This is a genomic window from Thalassospira sp. TSL5-1, assembly GCF_001907695.1.
GTDB lineage: Bacteria > Pseudomonadota > Alphaproteobacteria > Rhodospirillales > Thalassospiraceae > Thalassospira.
This window is the reverse complement of sequence record NZ_KV880637.1, coordinates 586,778-608,687: the sequence shown is the minus strand read 5'-3', so window position 1 is coordinate 608,687 and position 21,910 is coordinate 586,778. Positions and strand designations below refer to the sequence as shown.

Below are 21,910 nucleotides of genomic sequence, written 5' to 3'. Positions count from 1 at the left end.
ATCATAAAGGCTCATAAGGGAGATTTATCGACTTGTCAGCGTCCGGTCGTTTTAAAATTGCACCGTTGATTTTGCCGATACTGCCACATTCCGAGCACGTTCGATAAATTATCTGTTGTTGCCCGTTTTTACCAAAAGGCTCGGTTACAGCTTTGATGCTAACCGGGCCTTTTCCGCACTCTGAACATAAAAGTTTACCGTCTCCAATACTGTCAATCCTTTGTTTTATCATCTTTATTTCGCTTTCCAAGTGATCGACACGCTCCGGTGTGGCGTTCAGTTTTTTCCACCGACTCCAGCGTTCAAGTAGGCCGATCAAACCATCAAGAGATATTGCCATAACGCGCTCCATTTCCTTCTGTATCGCTTCTTTGGCCGTGACGATGGCAAGATTATCTATGTATTGCTGCAGTCGGCGACCAGATGTCGTTTCATCCTTCGTCAAATATCAAAATTTTGCAACTATGCGATGATCCTCAAAGACGAGTTAACTAAAGTATTTTTCCAGAAAATACCCCCAAAAAAAATCTTATTAAACTTACGACACCAGTACCACCACCTGATCACAAGACAGATCCTATCGGGGAAAACTTTATCTCTTGAAGTAAAAAAAAAAAAAAAAAATGAACAAGAAAATGTTTTTCATATCAAACCAGCGAATCCACTTTCCAGGCGACTCAAGTAAGTTATAACCCCGTGTTAGTCTATAACGCGGCGACTCAAAAGATGTGGGAGAATTTTTATTTCGACAGCTAAAAATATACCGGCAAGAAACGCGCTTTGCCGATTCCATCTGCTGATAGCGTCGCCACGACAGAGAACCGACAACGGAAAAACCATTTATTCAGACTAAATTCAAGTTTTGCGCCCAGACTGCTGCCTGGTGATAAAAATGGGGCAGAGCTAACCATGAAAATTGGCGCGGTTATTTTGGCGATTGTCGCAGGAACAGTGTTTTTGCCGCAGGCCAGCCAGGCAAAGACAATAACCGTTTGTACCCTGCTGGCCGATGCCAAAACAGGTGAAACCCTGATCTCGCAGGGTGACTGCCAGCAGCGTGCCAGTGCGGCTTCGACCTTTAAAATCGCCATCAGCCTGATGGGATATGATGCCGGAATATTAAAGGACACCCATCACCCGGTCTGGCCGTTCAAACAGGGCTATCCCGACTGGCGCAAGGAATGGCAACAGGATACCGACCCGGCACGCTGGATCAAATATTCTGTCGTTTGGTATTCGCAGCAGATTACGCAACGGCTGGGCGTTGAACGCTATGAAAATTATGTGCGCGCATTTGATTATGGCAATGGCGATGTTTCGGGCGATGCGGGCAAAGATAACGGCCTGACGGGTGCGTGGTTAAGTTCCAGCCTGCAGATATCGCCCGCCGAAGAGGTGGCCTTCTTGCAAAAATTGCTGCGCCAGGAGTTACCAGTTTCGCCCACCGCCTATAAAATGGCCCCCAAACTGTTTGATATCGGCCTGCAACCCAGCGGCTGGCATGTTTATGGCAAAACCGGTAGCGCGCCATCACAGAAACCCGATGGCAGTGTGATCAAGGGGCAGCCGGTGGGCTGGTTTGTGGGCTGGGCCGAAAAAGGCGACCGCAAAGTGGTTTTTGCCCGCCTGACCCGCGATACCACTCGCCCGGCACGGCCAGCGGGTTTAACTGCACGCAAGGCCGTTCTGGCGGATTTATTCGCCAAAGACGGGCAATTTTGAAAGCCGCAACTTACCCGGTTAGCAACACAAGCTGCCTGCTTGCGAAATATCCCATACACAGTATGGTGGGGCAAAAGCCGCAACAGGATCGCCCCGATGAGCCAGAAGCCCCACGAAAACGCGCAAACCAAGCCCTTTAAGGGGATTCGCCGCCATTTGCATGACGGTGAAGTCGTAATCATGAATTTGCCGTTATCGCCCACATCGGTTCTGGTGCCGGGCATTATCAAGATCATCTGGCTGGCGGTGCTGATTTATGCCGCCTATCACTATGCCGAGATTTACGACTTTCTGCGTCCCTACCTTAAATCCGCCGTAACCGGGCCGGATGCCTTTGCCGCCCTAAACCGGCTGTGGGACAACTACGAGTTTGTATTTTCGATTGCCCTGTTTGGTCTGATTATCGCGGCGATTTCGATTATCTGGCGGATTTTCCGCCGGGCCCTTGGTCTGTCCACCGCTGCGGCGCGCGACAGCATTTTGCTGCCCATTACCGCCATTCGTGACCTGTTTTTCTTTGAACGTGTGATTACCAATAACCGCATCGTTACGCGCAGTGGCGTTTTCATCAAGGATCAGGACGATACCGGGTTTGAAGCCATCAAGGCGACGCAGATTTATAAAAGCGTGATTGGCAATATCTTTGATTTTGGCGACCTGCGCATTACCGACCGGCTGGGCTATAGCTTTACCCTGCGCCAGGTCACATCGCCGGAAAAGGTGGCAAAGGAACTATCCGATTTCTTTGGTCGGGTGACATCCCACCAGGCCAGCCAGCCGGTCAACATTACCGGGCGGTCGCGCGAAACCGTGATCGAGGCGCAAGACCAAAACCGCAACCTACCGCCGGAAAGCGAGACATTTTAGGCCCTGTCCGCCTGATCGAGCGCCTGTTGCAGCCGGGTGATGCCCTGTTCGCTATTGGCAAAGACGGTAATGCCGTTTTGGTGAAGTAAGGCCACCGTTGCGCCAATGCCAGCATGGCGCGTGCCGTTAAAGTAACCATCATAAATAAAGCTGCTGCCGCAAGACGGGCTGCAATCGGTTAGCAGGGCAAAGCGGCATTGATGGGCACGGGCAATATCAAGCGCGATATGTGCCCCTGATAAAAAGGCATCGGTCACATCGCCGCCGGTATTTTCATAAATACGGGCGGTGTTATTCACCACATCGGCGCCGTCATGTCCCGGTTCAATTTCGGCGGGCGGGCGTGGTATCAGCAGGCCTGCGGCAACTTCCGGGCACACAGGCACCAAACGTTCTTCCTGTTGCCAGCGATCCATCGCCGCATGAAACAGGGTTTTGGCCGAACCATTATAGCGCACCGGTGCACCCAGCAGGCAGGAACTGACCAGGATACGGGCACGCACCCTTACAACACTTCCTTGACCTTGGTTGCCAGTTCCTTAAGCGAGAAAGGCTTGGGCAGGAAATGCACGCCGTTTTCCTCGTCCAGTTCATCGCGATAGGTATCTTCGGCGTAACCGGAAATGAAAATAACCTTCAGGTCCGGCCGCGCGTCGCGCAACTGGCGGATCAGGGTCGGGCCATCCATACCGGGCATGACGACATCGGAAATTACCAGATCAATTGTCTTGTCGGTTTTTTCCAGTACTTCCAGCGCATTTTCACCATTGCTGGCTTCAAGCACATCATAGCCCTTGCCACGCAGGGCACGTGCGCCAAAGGTGCGCACCGCATCTTCATCCTCGACCAGCAAAATGGCCCCACTGCCCGTCAAGTCGCGTGACGGGGCTTCTTCGCTTACGGCCTGGCTTGCAGCCAGTTCCTCGGCCGTGATTTCATAGCGTGGCAGGTAAATGGTGAAGGTAGTGCCAACGCCCATTTCACTATCGACCGAAATGAAACCGCCGGTCTGTTTGACGATACCATAAACGGTGGAAAGCCCAAGGCCCGTGCCTTCGCCGCGCTGCTTGGTCGAGAAGAAGGGTTCAAAAATGCGAGTTAAATTATCCTTGGGGATGCCAATGCCGGTATCGCGCACCTCGATCCGGACATAATCCCCCGCCGGGATGATTTCCGCGCCATCATGCCTGGATTCGTCAACAATTTCGTTGCCGGTCTTGATCGACAGAACACCACCCTCGGCCGACATGGCATCACGGGCATTGACCACCAGATTGATAATCACCTGGTCCAACTGGCCCGGATCCACCTTGACCAGGCCAATATCGCGGCCATGCGCAACCTTGAGATCGATTTTCTCGCCAATCAGGCGGCGCAGCAGGTTGGACATTTCGGCCAGGGCATCGGTGATGTTAATCACCTTGGGCTGCAACGTTTGGCGGCGCGAAAAGGCCAAAAGCTGGCGTACCAGATTGGCCGCACGATTGGCATTCTGCTTGATTTGCATGATGTCGGCAAAGCTGGGGTCGCCCGGCCCGTGGCGCGACAGCAACAAATCACAGAACCCGATCATCGCTGTCAAAAGGTTATTGAAATCGTGCGCAACGCCGCCGGCAAGCTGGCCCACCGCCTGCATTTTTTGCGACTGTGCAAACTGTTCTTCGAGGTTTTTCTGCTCGGTCGTATCGAGGAAGTTCAGCAACAAAGCGCCGCTTTCGCCCGAGCGCCCGGCCACACGTTGCAGGTAAATATGCACCGCCACCCCGCGCGAGCCTTGCAGGCGGGCCTCGATCTGGCCGCCCTTGCCCATTCCCGTCACCGCCTTGGACAGATACCGCGCCACATCGTCGCGGTCTTCAGGCAAAATCAATTCCAAAATCGAACGGCCAATCACCCGTTCACGCCGCTGCCCGGCGGTTTCGATAAAGGCGCGGTTGGCATCGGTGACGGTGCCGCTCAGGTCGGCCAGAACAATCGATAACGGGCTTTCATCAAAGAACCAGCGCACCCGGCGTTCGGTTTCGGCCAGAGCATGTTCCCATTCATGGGCGGGCATCGGGTCGGGGAAAACAACGGCCTGGCTGCGAATCGGCCCGGTATTGGGCGCATTGATCGAATGGGTCATAAAGCATTTGATCGGCTCGCCCCCGCGCACCTTCAGGCGCACTTCGCCATTCATGCCATCCCCGCCAATCAGGTCGGCCAGTTCGATGGTTCCGTCGCGATAATCTTCGGGCTTGCCCCCCAGCCAGGTTGCCAGACGCTGATTGACATACAGAATGCGCCCCTCGCCATCCAGGCCAAACACCCCGACCGGCAGGCGTTCGATCATTTGATCGGCATGTTCAAAGCCCTGTGTGCCTGCCGGAAGATGCGAGGCAACACCACCAACCTGGTCAGACATATCGGGCGACAGACTGGCGGCAATGTTCCCGGCATCCTGCAGGGCAAGCTGGCGGCCCTGTTCCACTATCATGGCGGTACGGCTGGCGGCATCCACACCATCGACCGTCCAAAGCATTTTACCCCGCCTTGCATCGGCGGGAGTCACGGCAAGGCGGAGCGTGCGCCGGGGCTGTGCGGCGCGCCCGGTTGCTGTTGCAGATGTTGTTGCCAATGCGCCCGCCGCTTGGGTGGCGGTGGCATTGGCGGCATCATCGCCCTGCCCGTCCCCCTGGGATACCAGATAGGAGGCAACGGCAGGGTCTTCGGCATTCGGGTCTATCGCGGTATGGCCGTTTGGCGAAAGATCGGCAGAAACCTCATCCGCCGGAGCGGCCAGCGTGCCATCCGGGGCAAGATCAAGGTAAATCTCGCCGGTTTCGCCGCGCATGGCGCGGGCCCGTAGGTCGGTCAGTTCGGATGTATCAAGATTAAGCGCGCTCAAGCGGCCTTCCAGCGCGGCAAGCATATCCTCGCCGGGCATAATGCCCAGTTTGCGGGAAAAGGACGGGTTGGCATAAAGCGTACGACCATAGGCATCGATCAGGGCGAGGCCAATGTCGGATGCCGAAAAGCCCGACAGGAGCGGCGCCAGATCCTGTTCGCCGGTTTTGCGTCGCGCTGTGATGGACAGGGCCCCAACCGCCAACACGGCAACGCCTGTAACCATTGCGCCAATGATCCACATCAAGCGCGTATCGATGCCGGCCTTTGCCATGATCTGCATCATGACATAGATGAAACCGACAAACGCCACACTTACTGCAAGGATTAACCCCCGTAACAGCACGTCACCGCCTTTATTACCAACAGCTTATTACGACAGCCTATAGTTTTAGCTGCAATTGCGCCCACTGGCTACCAGCAAGTTTTATCACCAGTTCCCCAAGGCGTACCTATAGAAAAATGCAAACACGGCAACGTCATGGCACCAGGGAAAAAAATCCTAGTCCCCGACTGACTGCCAGCCCACACAAAGAACAGCCTGTTAACATCAAGGCAAGGAAAAAGGAAAACGGTTTAACCAAATTTCTTGCCTCGCAGGCGAAAGACATAGGAAATGATTTCCGCAACCGCCTTGTAATGTTCGGGCGGAATTTCCTGATCGACCTCGACAGTCGCAAAAAGGGCACGGGCCACCGGCGGGTTTTCCAGCACGGTTACGTCGTTTTCCTTGGCAACCTCGCGAATGCGCAGGGCGACATTGTCCTGCCCCTTGGCCACACAGCGCGGGGCCTGCATGGCGTCCATATCATATTTCAGGGCCACGGCATAATGCGTCGGGTTGGTGATGACAACGTCAGCACTGGGCACATTTTGCATCATGCGTTTTTGCGCGCGTTCCATGCGGATCTGGCGGACCTTGGCCTTGATTTCCGGGCTGCCTTCGGTCTGTTTGTATTCGTCCTTTATTTCCTGCTTGGACATGCGCATGGATTTGTTGAATTCATACCGCTGATAGGCAAAGTCCGCCCCGGCAATCACCGCGGTTAACGACACAGCCGCAATCATCAAAATAATGATCAACTGATATAAATTATCGAGAATCTCCGGCAGCGACATCAGCGGGTAAATACCGATATCGTCGATTTTGGGAATGATCACCACCGCCAGGACCGAGCCTACCAGAATGATTTTCAGGATATTCTTGACGAACTCGACCATCGTTTTCATCGAAAACAGGTTCTTGAGCCCCTTGAGCGGACTGAGCTTGGTAATATCGACCTTGATCCGCTCCGATGAAATGACAAGCCCGTTTTGCACCAGATGGCCCGCTGCGGCGAAAAACATCAACAGCAAAAACGGCACACCCATGATCTTGAAAAAGCCGATAATCATATCGAGCCACAAAGCGCGCACACCATCCTGATTAAAGCTGAAAGAATTTGGGTGCGTGATAAACTGCAGGGAATAATCCCGCACACTATCGGCCATGCCCGGTGCCATCATCATGATGACCAAAGCCCCGCCAAACAGCAGCATGAAATTGCCGACTTCCTTGGAAACCGGCACCTGACCCTTTTCGCGCGCATCATCGAGCTTTTTTTGGGAAGGCTCTTCTGTTTTTTGGCTGTCGTCTTCGCCTTCGGCCATGTTCACATCCTGGCAGGCCCCAACCCGGCGGCATTACCGGCGGACCTTTTAAAGCAGAGGTTTCACAGAAGTCTCAAGGGGCGGTAAAGTTTTCCAGCCCGTTTTCAAAATACCCTGTAAACACCATCATCATGGCGGGCAAGGCAACAAGCAACAAGAAAAAAGCCACCGCAATCTGAACCGGCATGGCGACAAAAAACACCGGCAATTGCGGCATCAGCTTGTTTAACATCCCCAGTGCCGCCTGGAGCACCACGGAGACCACCAAAAACGGCGCAGATATTTTCATGGCGATGGTGAAACTGTCATTGATCGCATGCGAGACAAAGGCGCTCATGTCACCGACCGGCAATTTGCCGCCCGGCGGAAACAGGGTATAGGTTTCAAACATGGCCTGAATCAGCAAATGATCCATCCCCGTTGCAAATAAAAGCACCAACCCCACCTGGGTGAGCAGACGGCCCGTTACCGCACTTTGCTGACCGGCCACCGGATCATTGATAAAGGCGTTCGCCATCGAGGATGAATAGGCAATGATCGTGCCTGCCGTTTGCAGCGCCCCCATCAAAATTTGCCCGAACATGCCAAAAAACAGCCCGATGGTGATTTCAAAGGCCAGGTAAAGAAACAGGGTTGGCGCATCGCCGGGCTGTTGGGGAATAAGGGGCGATGTCAGCGGTGAAATCACCACCGCCACCCACAGGGCCAGCAGCAGACGCACCCGTGTTGGCACCATTGACGAGCCATAACCCGGCATAAAGGCAAACGCCGCCCCGACCCTGGCAAAGGTCATCAGGACCACATAAAGGTCAAGAACAAGAAGGTCCTGAAGGGACGACATGACACTGACCTGTCAGGCGTACAGCCGGGTTGGGGGTGGATCACACAGACCGGCAGCTTTGTTGCCAGGCTGAAACGACGAATGGGATGCCCGCCAGCTAATTGGGCAGACCGATAAAATGATCGACCATGCGATTGGTAAATTCAATCATTTCCGTCATCATGAAAGGCAGCAAAGCCAGCATGGCAAGAAACATCACCAGAATTTTCGGAACGAAAGTCAGCGTCATTTCCTGGATTTGTGTCAGCGCCTGGAACAGGGCAATGATCAGGCCAACGCCGAGCGCAATCAGCATGAGCGGGCCGGAAACCTTGATCAGGGTCCATACCGCGTCATAGGCCACATCCATGATTTCGGCCTGATTCATCGAAAAAGCGTCTCCGTCGCTGTTACGCCGTCTGACGATGGCAAAGACAAACAGTTATTGCAACCCGTTGCCCTTATGTCTTCATACAGGATGGGGGTGCCCTGCCGCCATCAATTTGTTGTGGCATGGCTGAACACGAAAAGAAAGGAATGCACCCAAAGAAAATGCCGCATTTTCCGGCCTGTCGCAAGAAAAGCGGCACCACAGGGTGCAAATTTTGCCGATTGCAAAAATGAAAGCCGATCAGATCGGCATGCGCAGAATTTCCTGATAGGCCTGAAGCGCCTTGTCACGAACGGAAACCACCGTGCGCAGCGTGACTTCGGCAGCAGATACCGCCGTAACCACCTCGTGCAGTTCGGCTTTGCCGACAATGGCCTTTTGGGTCATGGTTTCGCTGTTCATCATGGTATCGCGCGCATCAATGGCGGCATCGCGCACCATATCGGAAAAGCTTTGCCCCGGATCAATCGCAGTACCGTTATTGACGCGGTCCGCAACCGTATCCGTTTTACCATCAGCCGCATTGCGGTAGGCAGAAATTGCATTGGCAAAGCTGTTATTGATCATGGTGCGGGCTCCCTATCCTCAAGCATTAATCTTAACGGATAATGTCCAGGGTTTGCAACAGCATGCTGCGCGATGACTGTATCACATTGAGATTGGCTTCATAACTGCGCTGGGCTTCGCGCAAATCCATCATCTCGATCATCGTCGAGACATTCGGAGTCTGCACATATCCCTGGGCATTTGCTGCCGGGTGCGACGGTTCATATTTCATGCCGAAGGGCGATTTATCGTCATACACCTTGTTGACCTTGACCAGATCCACACCGGCTTCACGGTCCATGACATTTTTAAAGGTCAGAATTTTACGACGATAGGGTTCCTGCCCCGGGCCGGTTGGCAGGCTGTCGGCGTTGGCCATATTTTCGGCAGCAACACGCAACCGGGTTCCCTGTGCCTTCATGCCCGCAGCTGAAATCTGAAATGCGCGATAAAGTTCCATATCAGTCAATTCCTAATGAATGCAAAAACTTAGGAGCGGCCAATGGCCGTTTTCATCATTTCGCTTTGCTTGGCATAAAGGCGGGTCATGGTCTGATAATCGACACGGTTTTCGTTCATCTTGACCAGTTGTTCTTCCAGGATCACGGCGTTTTTGTCCGGTGAAACTTCGTAGTTCTTGCGAACTTCTTCCGCCTTGAAATTCTGCGGCTTGTGAAGGCCGGTACTATGGCCCGGTGCGGTTTTGGCCATTGCCAGGATAAACTGGCGATCACCGCCAACCTTTGCCGGGTTAAATTCCTTAAGGTCTTCAGGGCGGTAGCCGGGGGTATCGGAATTGGCGATGTTCCGGGCAATAACCTGCTGACGCTGGTTCAGCCAGTCCATCTTTTCCTTCATGTTGGCGAACATGCTCAGTTTGCCGATATCCATGATCTCTACCCTTTCTCGTTCCAGCCCAGTATCGGGGGAGGTGGTAAAGCCTGTGTTAACAGGGCCTTTTTCCGTGCCGTGATTGTAACGGTCAAAACCACTTTCACCCGGCAAGCATTTCCTTGCATGTTCCGTGCCAATTTTCTAAAAAGACTGGGATTACGATATGCTGGATGTCTGCTGGACCAACCCGATGAAAGTAGGCATAGTCATGCAGCACGCGCCAAACGGGCAACGGTACTGCCCCGGATGAAAAGAACCAGGACCAAACATGCTCTATCTGACCCGAAAAGTCGGCGACTCCGTTATCATTGATGACAATATTGAAGTCACCGTGGTCGAGGTTCGCGGGAAAACGGTAAAACTTGGTTTTACCTTTCCGGAAAACACCCAGGTTCTGCGCCGGGAATTGTATGACCGCATCCAGGATGAAAACCGTTCGGCAACGGCCAGTGTTGACCTGGCGCGCATTTTCAATAGCCGTGACGACGACGCCAATGGCGATGACACGTAAAAATCCACCTGCAACACACAAATATGCAAAACGATATAGGCCGATTTAAAACGGGGCAGCCGCGCCAGAAACAGCGCAGATCAGGCAATAAGCCTCCTTTTCTATAAAGGCGACGTGCACCGCGCCCTGTAGCTTTGTTTTGTTGATCAAACCCGGGCCAACTTGAGCCAGCTTGGGCCAGCTCAGGCGGAAAGAGTAACGCCGCAAGAGCGCCTGCCCGAAACCGGCAATCCGTCAGCCAGGCCGAAAATTTGCTCTTACACGATGCTGGCAAGGATTTATTGACCAACACGCTTCTATGATCGACGCTGTTTGCACGGGCACGGATGATATTACCGCGCACCAAAGCAGAGAATGGGCAGAGATGACCGGCAAAAAAAGCAGCATTGACCTGCTGGCGGAACGCAATGGGCCAGACGGGGAAAAACTTGCCGCACCGGGGCGCAAGGACCAGGTGGCTGTTGCCCTGCGCTATCAGCAGGGCAGGGATGACGCCCCCATTCTGGCCGCCAAGGGCCAGGGCGGTGTGGCGGAACAGATTTTGCAAATGGCCTTTGCCAAAGGCATCCGCGTGCGCCAGGACAGTGACCTTGCCGAAATTCTGATGGCGGTCGATGTGGATAGCGAAATTCCGCTGGAAGCCTTTGCCGCAGTGGCCGAGATTTTGAATTATATTTATCGCATCAACCAGATTTACGGGACACAAAACCGTACTGCGCCCACCGAAAATGATACGATTTCGCGGTTGATGACCGACGAAAAACTGCAGGAACCGCCGCATGACGCTTGAACAGTTCAAACATGAATTACAGCGGGTTTTGTCCCTTGTTGCCACCAGCCAGCGTTTTCTGGAGGAAGGCAAGGTGGTGGAACTGGGATCGCTGGAAACGCGCATTGCCGATTTATGCAACAATGCCAAATCCCTTACACCTGAAGACCGGGAAAAAGCAGCCCCGTTTCTGATCGCGCTTAAAGGCGACCTTGACCAGCTTGAAGAAGGAATGCGCAACGAACATGCCAGCCTTCAACGCCAGCTTAAGGGGCTGAATAATTCCAACCAGGCCGTAAACGCCTATTCCCAGGCGGCACGCAACCGCTAAGCGGATCTGGTCAGACTTTGCCTGCTTTAACGGGCCTGGCTGTAGAGGATAGCGGCCCGGCCTGGCGTCAGTCGATCGTGTTGGCTTTGGCCCGATTGGGCAAAGATACGCCCTGCCCCAATGCGGGTTGTTGCTTGCGCCCTTGCCATCTGTGGGATAATCCACAAGGATAATCGGTGCCTTCGTCCGGTACTGCCAGTTTGAAAAACAGGGGACAATCAGCCAGCGATGGATATGGGGTCGTATTTTCGATTTGTTGCCGCACTGGTCTTTGTGCTGGGCCTGATTGGCGTTATCGCCCTGCTGGCCCGCCGCCTGATACCGGGGGCCCGCACGGTTAATCGTGGTAAAAAACGCCGCCTGGCCCTGATCGAGGTTTTACCGCTCGATGCCAAAAGGCGCCTTGTGCTGGTGCGGCGGGACGATACCGAGCATCTGATCGTGCTATCGCCCAATGGCGATGTGGTGGTGGAACGCAATATCGGCACCACCTTTGACCAATTGTTAGGCGATCAGGCTTCGGGCCCCGCCATTATTAAGGGCGAAGCTGAAGCTGATGACGCCCGTGATGACACCCCTGATGACGCCCCCCGGACAGACCGTAATGACCGGAACATGATGCCATGAAGTTTTCCTCCGTCCCGCCGCATGCCCCTGCACCAAACCGCCCCTTGACCAACAACCCGCAAAGCAAGGCCCCCGGCAACACGGCACAAGATGGTGTCACGTCACATCTGTTTACGATGACGACCCTTAAAAAGCTGGCCTTATGGTCGCTTTTGCCGCTCATTGCCGTGCTGGCAGGCGGGGATGTGGCCCATGCCCAGTCCTTTAATCTGGACCTCGGCGACGGGCCCGGCGTGACCTCGACCGGGCGGATGATCCAGCTGATCGGACTGATTACGGTTCTGAGCCTGGCCCCGGCCATTCTGGTAATGGTGACATCCTTTACCCGCATCATTGTAGTTCTGGGCCTGTTGCGTACCGCCCTTGGCATTCAGCAATCCCCGCCCAACCAGGTTATGGTCAGCCTGGCACTGTTTTTAACATTGTTCATTATGATGCCAACAATGGAACGGTCATGGGATGAAGGCCTTCAACCCATGATCAATGGCGATATTGACGAATTTGAAGGCATGAACCGGGCCATCAAACCGGTACATGACTTCATGATGACGCAGGTGCGCGACCGCGATTTGGAACTTTTCGTCAATATGGCAAAAGTCACCGTCAGCAATCCTGATGACATCCCGCTGCGCGCCCTGGTCCCGGCTTTCATGATCAGCGAATTGCGCCGCGCCTTTGAAATCGGCTTTTTGCTGTTCATTCCGTTCCTGATCATCGACATGGTGGTTGCCAGTATCCTGATGTCGATGGGCATGATGATGCTGCCGCCTGTCGTGATCTCGCTGCCGTTCAAGCTGATCTTTTTCGTCCTGGTGGATGGCTGGTATCTTATTTCCGGGTCGCTGGTACAAAGTTTCGGCGGCGGGTAGAGCCCAAACTGGAAAAGGCGCGAAAGGAACGAAGCATTTCGGATATCGCGATAGGAATTTCAGACCGTTTTATGATGATGTGGGCGATAAAGCATTTTGCCCTTAATCAGGCGTATTTTGCCCATGTCATTTGTTGCCCGGCAAGGAGACGTCCGCTGGACGTAATGGTTTTACGGACAAGGATTTCGACGTAGCAGGGCGACAAATGACATGGGCCCGGAGGGTTTCCTTTCGGCGGCTTCTGGCAGTGTTACATCGCTTGCCCGATGCACCGCATCGCGTTACGCGACGTGCCTTGCCAGAAAACACGCCGAAATAAAACAAAATACACCTGATTAAGGGCAAAATGCTTTACCCACGTTCCCCGGCATTGCCCTGGCGATTCCGGTTTTGATATTTGCCCTGGCAAACCTGCTGCTTCGCAAACCGCTTTGTCCGCCAAAGACCACAGCGTTGATCGCCGTAATATTGGGTATCGTGGATTTTCACGTACTCCAAATCATGTTCTTTTCCAGCTCACTGGCCCAGTGGACCATTCCGGACAATGAAGATCGGCTATCCAGTGTTGTCTATGTGCGTCTTGCAATCGAGGTGGTGCTATCGCTGCTGCCTCTATTATGGCGCGCATTTCCTTTATCACCGATCAAAAAAACGCTGATAAAGCGTATCCTGAAATATCGCGCATGTCGGTTGACATCTTTGCCCGAACAGACAAAGGCCCCTGCACGGCGTTACCGGCAAGGGCACATAGAGTGGACACGTTTTTCAAAACCACAAAATCAGCCAGGCTTCAGGCCGCCATCAATTTATGGTGCGTAAACCAACCTGGGCGCGGCGCGGGACCGGATCTTTGACAAAAAGCTGATCGGCGCGCTGAATTTCATCCTTGCTCATGCGGGCGCGGACGGCCTCGAATTCGCGATAAGCATGGGTATTCACCGCCGGAGCCGCCATTTTAAGCCAGTAATAGGCCTGAATATTATCCTGATCGACACCATTGCCAATGGCATACAGACGCCCCAAAGCCGACTGACCATTGGCTGATCCCTTGCGGGCGGCACGTTCATACCAGCTTGCGGCACGTTTCATGTCTACCGGCACGCCAAGGCCATGTTCATACATCACCCCAATCAGGTGATAACCACCCGGATGGCTAAGCTCGGCCAGGTCCATCGCCAGATCCAGCGCCTTGCTGTAATCAGGTTCGCGATGTTTGACGCCAAAAATAAGAATTTGCGTCATCTGATATTTGGCCGAAACGTCGCCCTGGTCACAGGCCATCGTCAGCATTTGCCAGCCACGGTTAAACAGTTTCAGTTCCGGGCTGTGGCAGAAATACATGGCAAGATTTGCCTGGGCGTAGGCATCACCCTCGCTTGCGGCAAGTTCAAACCAGCTGATCGAGGCATCAATATCGCGTTCCGCGCCCAGGCCAACGCCAAAGGCATAACCCAGGGCAGATGCCGCCTCGACACTACCGGCACGGGCTGCCTGCAAATTGAATTCAAAGGATTTGGCGGGGTCGCGTTTAACACCGCGCCCTTCAAGATAGAGATAGGCGAGAACACTGGCCGCCGCGACATCATTTTTGTCGCAGGCCGACTGAAGAAGCTCGACCGCTTTGCTGTCGTCGCGTTCAACGCCCCAGCCATTCAAATAGCAAACACCAAGATTATAGGTCGCAACAGGAGAACCACGGTCAGCTGCATCCCGGAACCAGTCGGCCGCCATATCGGGATTTTCGGGCACGCCCAAGCCCTTGGCATAAAGATAACCAAGGTTATTGGCCGATGTCCCCTCGCCTGCTTCGGCTTCTTCGCGGAACCAGTAAGCCGCCTCGCGATACCATTGCTGGCCTTCGCCGGAGTCACGGCTGACACCGATGCCCTTGCTGCGCATGAAACCATAACAGACAGCGGCAAATGCCCGGCTTTGACGGTGGATTTGATCAAGGATGCGGCGGGTGGCAGATTCATCACGCGGCATACCGATGCCACGGAAATTTTTCAGGGCAAGATTCAACTGCGCAAAGATGTCGTGTTCGACATCCTGTTCGTCATAATAGACCATTTTAAGTGCGCGATCCATCTGCCCTTAGTCCTCACACACCAGAAGTTACCCCGAAAAAGAATAGACAGATATTTGCAAAACGCAACATACTATTCTTACGCATAATACGTTTTAGTAACTTCGCGTTAACAAAACCAATCTTTCGTATCACTCTCTCATAGGTCTGCGGCAACTCGTCCACCCCGGCTGTCTATCAGCCAAATACCGGTTGTCCAGCAAGACCCCTGATCATCGACCTTATACAGCATCCCCATCACAGAGACCTGTGACGACCGACACAGCCGATCGTTTTTATGTCGGTACAAAAATGGCCAACAGCGTCAATCTAAAGAAAAGAGAGGCTAATTGATGGCACTCAGCTGGGTTTTTTCCAATTGGTCCCGGTAGTTACCAAGGAATCCCTTGAAATCCTCGACTTCCTTGATCTCGTTGCCGATCGAACGATAATCAATCAAGCCCCGTGTTGGCGCCGATGTGATCAGATCAAAGCCCTTGGCGTATGGTCCCTGCGACATCAACCCGCCATAACGACGCTTGACCATATCAAGCTCGCGTTCGCGCCCGGCCATTGCCAGGTTGATTGCCCAATTCAACACATATTGCGCACGCTGGTCGCTAAAGCCGTCAACGATATTCGCCGGGTCACTTCCGACCAGACGCTGGAAGCTATCGGCCATTGCACCGTAATTTTTCTGTTTTCTGTAATATTCGATTCGCAAAAATTCCGCCTCGTCCGACATATCGTCAGCCAGAAGCTTCATGGCTTCCTCGCCCTGATCGGTATCGAGCAGGGCACGGGCACGCAAATGAAGGCGCTGGCGCACCAGATCATCGCCAAGCTCGGGGCTGTCACTGGAATCCAGCACATCAAGTGCCTGTTTGGGTTTGTTATCGAGTAGATAAACAAGGGCCAAACGTGCCGCCACCCGCGCCTTTTCATGGCCAGTCAGGCGGAAATCGATTTGATGAAGCAACAGATCCTCGGCCCGGCCAAACAGCTCCACGCTCACCATGCGGTCTGCCAGACGGCGGATCAGTTCATCGCCCTTATCGCCTGCCGGGGTCAGTTCGCGGAATTCGTCATACAGGGCAACCGCCTTGATGGCCGAAATATTGTTAATATCGTCGCCGAGATAAAGATCCTCGAACGTTTTGTGCATTTTCTCGGTTATCGACGGGGTAGACGGGCTATCGGGGAAGAAAATAGCCGCCTGACGCAGGGTTTTCAGTCCATCGCGGTAATGCTTGGCTTCGATTTGCAAATTGCCCAACCGGCGCAACACGGCCAGTTCAAAATCATCGCCGCGCCAGGCAAAGCGCAGCTTTTCAAGCTGAGCGATGGCATCTTCGACCGTCAGCCGCTTTAATTTCATCAGCAATTCGGTGCGGTCAAAAATGGCGTGTGCACGGGCCTTGCGGTTATCGCCATTGGCCACTTTGTCCCAGGTTGCAATCGCTTCGTCAAACTGGCCGGCTTCCTGCTCAAACAACCCCTTAAGATATTCGACATCCAGGATCTTGTTTTTCGGGGCTTCCGGGGTTTCGAGAACCTTGCGAATGACCTCCATCCCGGCCTTGGGATTACGGACAAGCAGGGCCTGTTCAGCAGCAATCGGCCCCAAACGCATCAAAAGCTCTGGCGGATATTTATCCAGCAGATGAATGGAGTCCATCAGGTCGCGTGCCCCTTCATTGGGGCGGCCGCGCGCCGCGTTATTCACCGCACGCCACAATTTAACTTCTGTCAAATCGCCAAAACGCGGATCATTCAAAAGGCGGTCTGCCTCTTCATATTGTCCATTGAGGAACTTGGCCGCGCCTTTCAGGGCGCGAAATTCCGACTTTTGACCAATCAGCGGATCGTCATGTTCCATCATTTCGATCATGGCATTGGCTTCGGGGCCCAGGCCATTGGCAACATAATAACGGGCAATATCAAGGCGGGCCTTATTGCGATGTTCGTCACCGCTATTGACCACTTCGCGCAACAGGGCGGGCAAGGCCTGATTATAATTATCCAGCCCGCCACGACGCCACTTATCAAGGTCGAAAATGCGGCCTTCATCGGCGTCACCGGTCCGCGCGCGCACCCCGGTTGCCGATGCCAGCAGCCGTGCGCCTTCGGGCGAAATATTCAGCCCGTCATCAGCCGTAACCACCACCGCCTCGCCGCGTGTGGCTGGGGCCGAGGGATCGTTAATTTGCCCCTGATTGGCTGTCCCCGCCCGGTGCGAAACCTGAACCCGGTTATTGACCGGGGCGACCACCACCCCCTGAAAAGACGGCAGCACATCAAATTCCGGGTAATGCAGGGCACTTTCAATGCCATAACCAGGCTGGGTTGTGGGCACGACACGCAGGGTATCGCCCACTTCTGGGTCCTGTACGGTCATGGTACCGTGAATGCCGGTCAGGGGCACCGCCAACCGGGCCTTGGTATCGTTATCAAGCTCGATGGTCGGGCCCAGGCGTTCAACCGGCTGTAACTGCCCGGCTTCCATCGTGACAACCCAGCCGCCCAATTCGTCCTGGCGGGTAATCAGCCCAACACCTTCGGGGATGGTCATGCGCACCAGCGTGCCTTGCGGACTATCAAGCTGTTCAATAACGCCAATCACCGCGTTGGCTTCGCGGCGAACGCGGCTCAGATCCAATTCGGCCCGGGTATCAAAGGCCAGCCACAAAAACCCGGCCCGATCCCAAATCGCTGCCCCGGTAGGCCGACCAAAGGGAAAGGTCAGTTCCAGCTTGGCCGCATCCTGCGTCACCCCGACCTGAATTTTACCAATACTTTCAACAGCGGGGGCCTGCCCTTCGGCGCTGGCACTCTCAGGCGCCCCGGATGTCGCCGTGCCGCTGGCAGACGGGCCGAGTTTACGCGGTTCATTTGTGTTGCTATTGGCTGCGGCACTGCCATCCGCCCCGTTTTCAGCCGGTTTTGATGTCCCGGCAGAGGATGTGGCCGACGCAGAACCGGCAGGCGGTGCATTGGGCGGCGTAATGGGCTGAGAGGTCGTATTATTGCCAGCAGATGGGGCCCGCCGTGCAGAAGGCGGGGTTTCATCGCCCTGGGGGGAGCCATTGACCCCCATAATATCGACCACGACCTTGGTGCCCGAACGGAAATGCCGCAGGCTGCGCGCCGGGTCGGTTGCAATTTGCACAGAAAGCGGTGTTGTGCCGGTTTGCGTCAGAGTCACACCACGGGGCAACCGGCGCGATGTTGCCACATCGTCAATTTTTGCCGGGCTGTCAAACACGATGTTATTTTGCCCGTCAGTTCCGGAAACCGAGTAATTCACGTTTTTCGGCCAGTCAAACACCAGACGGTAAAATGTCGGATGCCGCCCGACACGAATTTCCAGCCCGGGCACATTTTGCCCGCTGGCATCCGGTGTGGCCGGTGCAGGTGCCGATTGTGCGGGCTGGGGTGCCGGTTGCGCAGGCGTTGCAGGGGTAGTTTGCACCGGTTGAGAAGATTGCGCGGGCTGGGACGGTTTAGGAACCGGGGTTGGCAAATTGCCGCCTGTCGCCCCGGCCCGATTACCTGCCGGTGCAGGCGGAGTATTGGCCGTCGGGCTTTCGGCAGGGGCTGGATTTGTTGGTGTTGGTGCCGGATTGGCAGCGGGTTGAGGTGCCGGTTCCGGGTCCTTTTTATCAAGGATATCGAGCACCACATTATTGCCGACATTAAAGGCGCGAACGTCAAAATCATCGCGCAGGACAAAGGCAACGGTGCGGCCATCGGGGTCAAAAAAAGCGTCGGAAACGTAATCGCTGATTGGATCAACCACACCGCTTAACGAAGCAACCAGCGGCTGGTTAAACCGGACCACCAGCTGATTGCCGATAATTTCGGCGGTATAGTCAGTTTTACGGTCCCACTGAACAACGATCCGTCCGTAACCGTCATGATTACCAGACCGGATGATGACCGGGCTGGCAGATTGGGCATAGGCAACCGGCACCGTTTGCACCGCGACCACCATACCGGCAGTCGCGACGGCAACAGCCAGCAACAGTCGCGTTAACCCAAATCGCATCCCTATGAACCTCCGACACCACTCCCGCCGTGGGGTTCAATGACAATGTCTACACGACGCGCCATTTCATAGCGCTTGGTTTGATCATCGGTCCGCGGCAGGTCGTCGTATCTTGATGCCGCAAATCCGTAAATATTTATGTAATCCAGATAACCGGAGTTTTTTAATTCGTTTGCGACTTCGGCGGCACGGGCCAGAGAAAGTTCCCAGTTCGAGGCATAGCGGCCCGCACCACTTACCGGGCGTGGGTCGGTATGGCCCTGCACCCCCACACGATTGCCAATATTGGCCAACACACCACCGAGCAAAAACAGTGCCTGGCGGGCCGGTTCGGCCAGTTTTTCACTGCCAGGTACAAACATCACATCCCCAGGCAAGGAAATGACCAGTTTGTCGGCACTATGCTTGAGACGGGCCTGTTGCAGGATCGGATCCTTGCGAATGGCCCCCTCGATCACCGAACTTAGATAATCAAGATTCATGGCCGGTTTGCGGTAAACCCGCGGAATATTCATTTGCGAGGTCGGTTCGTCCGTCGGATCAACCGGGTCCGGACGGATGGATTGCGACAGACTATCCACCACTTCGTCCCAGCGATCCACTTTGACACTCGACATCGCGAACAGCATGACAAAAAAGGTCAGCAACAGCGAAATCAGATCCGCGAGACTTAACATCCAGACCGGTGGGCCGGTTCGTTCTTCCTTTTTGGGTTCGTCCATCATCCGCCCCCTCCTCCGGCTGTGGCCGGCGCAGATGCCGGGTTAGAGGATGCGCCAGAGGCAACGCCCGGCGATGCCATAGGCAGCGGAATGGTCACGGTAGGCCCACCAACATTGTTTTTGGGCAGGGCAGGCAACGGAACCGTCATTTGCATGGCACGTTTGGCTTCCGCCGCGCGGACGGCGGCGGCCTTTGCGGCCGCCGTCTGATCCCAGAAAAAACGGAAGGTAACAACAAACGGATCGGCACTGGGGTCAATGCCCACATCAATGGTACGGGCGGGCGCGCCAGCGGCAATGACCGCGCGGGCAAAGGCACCAGCACGGGAAATTTCCAGGCTGCCTTCAACCGGCACAGTACCATGTTTGCCCAAATTGCTGCCCAGCATCATTTCCATTTCATACTGCGCCCCGCCGCTGGTATTGGCAAGGGCAGCTGCCAGATTGGCGACAAAACCGCGCTGGCGTTCGCGAATGGTGTCTTTTCCCGGCTCAAAAAGCTGGTCGGTGTGCATCATCACCTCAAGCAGCTTGCCCGGCTGAAGCACCTCTACCCGCGCAATATTGAGCGGGGACTTGAACAGATCACCAAGTTTTTGCTGGGTTTCCTCGGCGGCAATGCGCGGACCATCCACCGATGTCACCGTATCCAGGCTGGTGGTGGGCGGCAGAATGGAGGCAAAGGCGGAAGACAGGCTTTGCTGCACCTTCCGGGCTTTGACCTCTTCATAAGTCGAGATGGTGTTTAACAGGATGAAAAAAGCCAGCAGCAGCAGATACAGCGACAAGAACAACGATGTCGTACCACCGCCGGAGTCACTTGCGCGTTGAGGGGCGTCATCTTCTGCTTCTGCCATACCCGTTCATCATTTCGCCCAAAGGGTCAATTAAACATCGCATCGATATCGGCCTGCGACACACCCTTGCCTTCAAGCTGCGGACCATTAAGCAGGGCTTCATCCCCCTTGCGCTCGTCCTTTGACTTGCGCGGATGGGCCTCGGCATAGCGGGCGATTTCCGCACCAAATGCGGTCACAAGCCCCTCGACCCGTTCTTCAATGGCCTTGAGCGCCTTGATCACCTTGGTCGTGCGCTGCCCGGTAATGTCCTGGAAATTACAGGCTTCATACACGCGCATGGTGGCATTTGTCACAATTTCGGCCTGCTCGGGCGGCAGGGTCGTGGCAAATTCCTCAAGCGAGTCCATCGCATCAAGAATTTCATGGGTTGCCCCGGCTGTCGCATCGACAATGGCATCAAGCTCGTCGGTGGCATTGGGGATATATTCGGCCTTGATGTCATCCGGACGCAAAGACGCAATTTCCGATTTCATCTTGCGGATGATATTGGAAAGCTCGTCAAGTTCGCCAAACAGGCGTTTTTCATCCTGATTGTCGGTTTTAGTGTCAGCCGGAAGGTATTTCGCGAGGCTTTCAACAAGCCCGGAAACTTCCTCGATCTTGAGGTCGCCTTTTTCGAGACGCTTTTTGAGCTGCGTTAGCAGATCACGTAACTGGCTATCATCCACGGCGGTATCACGGGACAAAATGCCCCGTGCCCCTTTTCTGACTTAGAAATCACCAAGAACCGTGGTCAGCTTACCCTTGAGGGTTTCGGCGTTGAACGGTTTGACGATGTAATTTGATACACCGGCCTTTTTCGCCATGACAACGTTTTCGGTCTTGGCTTCGGCCGTGATCATGATGAAGGGCAGGTCCTTCAGTTTCGCATCGGCGCGAACTTCCTTAAGCAGCTGCAGCCCGGTCATCGGCTCCATGTTCCAGTCGGAAATCACCAGACTGAACGGCTTTTCACGCAGTTTACGCAGCGCCATGCTGCCGTCGGTTGCTTCTTCGATATTGGTGAAGTTCAACTGACGCAGAAGATTACGGATGATACGCAACATGGTTTTGTAATCATCGACAATCAGAATTGGCATATTGGGATCGACGGTCATTTACCACTCCATGATGCTGTCAATCTGGAAAATACCCAGCTTTGGTAGGGAACATTATATTTGTGATTTACCTATTTAATTAAGGTTAATCAAGGCTTTTCACTTCGTTAAATTGGGCGCTACGACCTTTGGAATCAAGAACCGCCACAAAATCAGGATGCTTATTTTCCACTTTTTTCCTGTTTCATAAAGGTGAAAAGAAACAGGCCGACAAAATACACCCATACAAATAAGG

At 54.3% G+C, this 21,910-nt stretch carries 23 protein-coding genes; 8 read left to right on the top strand and 15 right to left on the bottom strand.

Features of this window, described 5'->3' with window-relative positions:
* Position 1 precedes the first annotated feature (1 nt).
* Complete coding sequence (locus LF95_RS02850) at positions 2-445, bottom strand: hypothetical protein (protein WP_073953594.1); 444 nt, start codon at positions 443-445, stop codon at positions 2-4.
* A gap of 464 nt (positions 446-909) precedes the next feature.
* Here LF95_RS02850 and blaOXA point away from each other — a divergent pair, with 464 nt between their 5' ends.
* Together blaOXA and LF95_RS02840 are read left to right on the top strand one after the other, a co-directional pair.
* Positions 910-1,722, top strand: a complete 813-nt coding sequence (gene blaOXA / locus LF95_RS02845) for a class D beta-lactamase (protein ID WP_073953593.1) — start codon at positions 910-912, stop codon at positions 1,720-1,722.
* Between the two features lie 96 nt (positions 1,723-1,818).
* Complete coding sequence (locus LF95_RS02840) at positions 1,819-2,589, top strand: PH domain-containing protein (RefSeq protein WP_073953592.1); 771 nt, start codon at positions 1,819-1,821, stop codon at positions 2,587-2,589.
* Here the strand turns inward: LF95_RS02840 and LF95_RS02835 are convergent.
* The 8 genes from LF95_RS02835 to flgB all read right to left on the bottom strand — a co-directional run bounded on the left by LF95_RS02835 (position 2,586) and on the right by flgB (position 9,773).
* Entirely contained in the window at positions 2,586-3,092 is a 507-nt protein-coding gene (locus tag LF95_RS02835; protein ID WP_073953591.1) for a 2-thiouracil desulfurase family protein, read from the bottom strand. The genes LF95_RS02840 and LF95_RS02835 overlap by 4 nt on opposite strands.
* Before the next feature lie 2 nt (positions 3,093-3,094).
* Positions 3,095-5,821 carry a hybrid sensor histidine kinase/response regulator gene (locus LF95_RS02830; RefSeq protein ID WP_073953590.1) on the bottom strand — a complete coding sequence of 909 codons (2,727 nt, stop codon included), beginning with the start codon at positions 5,819-5,821 and terminating at the stop codon, positions 3,095-3,097.
* Between the two features lie 230 nt (positions 5,822-6,051).
* On the bottom strand, positions 6,052-7,125 hold the full coding sequence (gene flhB, locus LF95_RS02825) for a flagellar biosynthesis protein FlhB (RefSeq protein WP_073953589.1): 1,074 nt from the start codon (positions 7,123-7,125) through the stop codon (positions 6,052-6,054).
* Between the two features lie 73 nt (positions 7,126-7,198).
* Positions 7,199-7,966 (bottom strand): flagellar biosynthetic protein FliR, encoded by a 768-nt coding sequence (gene fliR / locus LF95_RS02820; protein WP_073953588.1) that lies wholly within the window; start codon positions 7,964-7,966, stop codon positions 7,199-7,201.
* A gap of 97 nt (positions 7,967-8,063) precedes the next feature.
* A complete protein-coding gene (gene fliQ, locus LF95_RS02815) occupies positions 8,064-8,333 on the bottom strand; it encodes a flagellar biosynthesis protein FliQ (RefSeq protein ID WP_073953587.1) in 270 nt (89 codons plus the stop codon).
* Between the two features lie 243 nt (positions 8,334-8,576).
* Positions 8,577-8,903 carry a flagellar hook-basal body complex protein FliE gene (fliE, locus tag LF95_RS02810; RefSeq protein ID WP_073953586.1) on the bottom strand — a complete coding sequence of 109 codons (327 nt, stop codon included), beginning with the start codon at positions 8,901-8,903 and terminating at the stop codon, positions 8,577-8,579.
* A gap of 31 nt (positions 8,904-8,934) precedes the next feature.
* Positions 8,935-9,342 carry a flagellar basal body rod protein FlgC gene (flgC, locus tag LF95_RS02805; RefSeq protein ID WP_073953585.1) on the bottom strand — a complete coding sequence of 136 codons (408 nt, stop codon included), beginning with the start codon at positions 9,340-9,342 and terminating at the stop codon, positions 8,935-8,937.
* A 29-nt stretch (positions 9,343-9,371) separates the two neighbouring features.
* Complete coding sequence (flgB, locus tag LF95_RS02800) at positions 9,372-9,773, bottom strand: flagellar basal body rod protein FlgB (RefSeq protein WP_073953584.1); 402 nt, start codon at positions 9,771-9,773, stop codon at positions 9,372-9,374.
* A 271-nt stretch (positions 9,774-10,044) separates the two neighbouring features.
* On the opposite strand from flgB, the gene csrA reads away from it, so the two are divergent.
* From csrA to LF95_RS22715, 6 genes are all read left to right on the top strand, one after another.
* Positions 10,045-10,287, top strand: a complete 243-nt coding sequence (csrA, locus tag LF95_RS02795; protein ID WP_073953583.1) for a carbon storage regulator CsrA — start codon at positions 10,045-10,047, stop codon at positions 10,285-10,287.
* A gap of 364 nt (positions 10,288-10,651) precedes the next feature.
* A complete protein-coding gene (locus tag LF95_RS02790) occupies positions 10,652-11,077 on the top strand; it encodes an EscU/YscU/HrcU family type III secretion system export apparatus switch protein (protein WP_073954790.1) in 426 nt (141 codons plus the stop codon).
* Positions 11,067-11,387 (top strand): hypothetical protein, encoded by a 321-nt coding sequence (locus tag LF95_RS02785; protein ID WP_073953582.1) that lies wholly within the window; start codon positions 11,067-11,069, stop codon positions 11,385-11,387. Before LF95_RS02790 ends, LF95_RS02785 begins: the two co-directional genes overlap by 11 nt.
* A gap of 234 nt (positions 11,388-11,621) precedes the next feature.
* Positions 11,622-12,014 (top strand): FliO/MopB family protein, encoded by a 393-nt coding sequence (locus tag LF95_RS02780; RefSeq protein WP_252509637.1) that lies wholly within the window; start codon positions 11,622-11,624, stop codon positions 12,012-12,014.
* Positions 12,015-12,130: 116 nt separating this feature from the next.
* Entirely contained in the window at positions 12,131-12,883 is a 753-nt protein-coding gene (gene fliP, locus LF95_RS02775; protein WP_073954789.1) for a flagellar type III secretion system pore protein FliP, read from the top strand.
* A gap of 390 nt (positions 12,884-13,273) precedes the next feature.
* Positions 13,274-13,702, top strand: a complete 429-nt coding sequence (locus LF95_RS22715; RefSeq protein ID WP_143181918.1) for a hypothetical protein — start codon at positions 13,274-13,276, stop codon at positions 13,700-13,702.
* On the opposite strand, the gene LF95_RS02770 is transcribed toward LF95_RS22715, so the two are convergent.
* The 6 genes from LF95_RS02770 to LF95_RS02745 form a co-directional block, all read right to left on the bottom strand.
* The gene (locus tag LF95_RS02770; RefSeq protein WP_073953580.1) at positions 13,685-14,971 is read right to left on the bottom strand and encodes a tetratricopeptide repeat protein; all 1,287 of its coding nucleotides are present in this window, start codon (positions 14,969-14,971) and stop codon (positions 13,685-13,687) included. The genes LF95_RS22715 and LF95_RS02770 overlap by 18 nt on opposite strands.
* 323 nt (positions 14,972-15,294) lie before the next feature.
* Complete coding sequence (locus LF95_RS02765) at positions 15,295-18,996, bottom strand: tetratricopeptide repeat protein (protein WP_073953579.1); 3,702 nt, start codon at positions 18,994-18,996, stop codon at positions 15,295-15,297.
* Positions 18,997-18,998: 2 nt separating this feature from the next.
* Positions 18,999-19,721: an OmpA/MotB family protein gene (locus LF95_RS02760; RefSeq protein ID WP_252509636.1), complete on the bottom strand. Its 723-nt coding sequence runs from the start codon at positions 19,719-19,721 to the stop codon at positions 18,999-19,001.
* Positions 19,718-20,575 carry a hypothetical protein gene (locus LF95_RS02755; protein ID WP_073953578.1) on the bottom strand — a complete coding sequence of 286 codons (858 nt, stop codon included), beginning with the start codon at positions 20,573-20,575 and terminating at the stop codon, positions 19,718-19,720. Before LF95_RS02755 ends, LF95_RS02760 begins: the two co-directional genes overlap by 4 nt.
* A 26-nt stretch (positions 20,576-20,601) precedes the next feature.
* Positions 20,602-21,264: a protein phosphatase CheZ gene (locus LF95_RS02750; protein WP_073953577.1), complete on the bottom strand. Its 663-nt coding sequence runs from the start codon at positions 21,262-21,264 to the stop codon at positions 20,602-20,604.
* 24 nt (positions 21,265-21,288) lie between these two features.
* A complete protein-coding gene (locus tag LF95_RS02745; RefSeq protein WP_073953576.1) occupies positions 21,289-21,675 on the bottom strand; it encodes a response regulator in 387 nt (128 codons plus the stop codon).
* Positions 21,676-21,910: the final 235 nt, after the last annotated feature.